General features: G+C 61.0%; 1 protein-coding gene and 1 pseudogene. Both read right to left on the bottom strand.

What is annotated here, in order from left to right; genetic code table 11:
* Positions 1–220: 220 nt before the first annotated feature.
* Positions 221–436: a hypothetical protein gene (locus tag AC792_RS00345; RefSeq protein ID WP_049828617.1), complete on the bottom strand. Its 216-nt coding sequence runs from the start codon at positions 434–436 to the stop codon at positions 221–223.
* A gap of 478 nt (positions 437–914) precedes the next feature.
* A pseudogene (locus AC792_RS00340) lies at positions 915–1,186 on the bottom strand (MerR family transcriptional regulator); the annotation flags it as partial.

The raw sequence follows: 1,186 nt of genomic DNA, 5'->3' as shown, positions 1-1,186 counted from the left end.
CAGATCCCTTGACCCGACAGGTACGGGACGAGCCCCATGGACGATGCGCTGGAAGCCCGCGCTGAACGCGTTCGCCATCACCTTCGCTGACCGCTGGCCGGCTGCGGAAACCTACTAAATGAAAACGTCAGAAACACCGTTACTGAGACAGACCCCCTTCAGCGATCGGGATTGTGGGTTTTACGGCTTCCCGCCTCTATCTTCCTAGCCGGGTGTCCGTCTATTCGTCCTCTTCCCCACCTTCAGTGTCCTGTTCCGCGTCCTGTTCCTCGTCGTCGTCGCCGTCGTCCTGATCTCCGCTGTCCTCCTGGTTCTCTGTATCTTGTTCTTCCACACCTGGTATTTGGGGTAGCTGCGTATCGTCGCAGCCGGTGATGCTCAGGGCTCCGAGGAGCAGAAGTGCAGAACCCAGGAGTGTTGTTGGGCGTGATCGCATGGCTGTTTCCTTCTGTCGTGGTTCCCGGGTAGAGGGGGGCACTCGCGGGTAGGTGATCGTGCGGTCCGGGTGAGCGTTGAGCGGGGTACCGGGTCCGGCGTGTGTAGGCTGACCGTGTCCGAGCATGAGTGGGGGGTCGTGGTGCTTCGACGTAACTTTTTCTGGTTCGTGGTCACCGGTGTGTGCTTGATTGGTGCTGTCCTGATCTTCGCAGGTCGCACGTATCTGCTTGAAGGCCTTGGTGAGTCCTGGACGTACCGTGGTGTTCTGCTACTTGGTTGGGCTTTCGTTGCTTGCGCCTGTGGCTCACTGACCCGGGCATTGACACTAAGTACCGATCGACCGGACGACGAGTTCGGGCCGTGAACTGGTTCGTATAGAAGCCCTTGGGTCTGAGCTTGTCTATGCCTGGTAGGTGGATGGTTACCCGGGTGGTGGCCGGCTACGGTCGCATGAGGGCCGGGGTCGCAGGTCGTGCTTAGGGCGCTGGGTTTTTCGGTGCGTCGAGTTGGGCCGCTAATTCCATACAGCGCAAGCGAGCTGGGGAGAGGTCGTAGGGCATGCTGCGGATGACTTCCGCCGCGCTCTTGATGCGGGAGATTTCTGCCGGCTTGGGCGCTGGCGCCTCATCGGTGTGTTTGGGCGGGTGCGCTTGGTCCCAGGCGTCGAGGAGGGCGTCGTCCTGCTCCAACTGACCGGATCCCTCGATGATGTGCATCAGGGCGGTCTCGAAAGCGTGCCGCTCGGCCG

The sequence above is a fragment of the Arthrobacter sp. RIT-PI-e genome (assembly GCF_001187915.1).
In the GTDB taxonomy this organism is placed as follows: domain Bacteria; phylum Actinomycetota; class Actinomycetes; order Actinomycetales; family Micrococcaceae; genus Arthrobacter_D.
The sequence above is the reverse complement of the archived record's forward strand: the minus strand, read 5'-3'. Positions and strand labels throughout refer to the sequence as shown.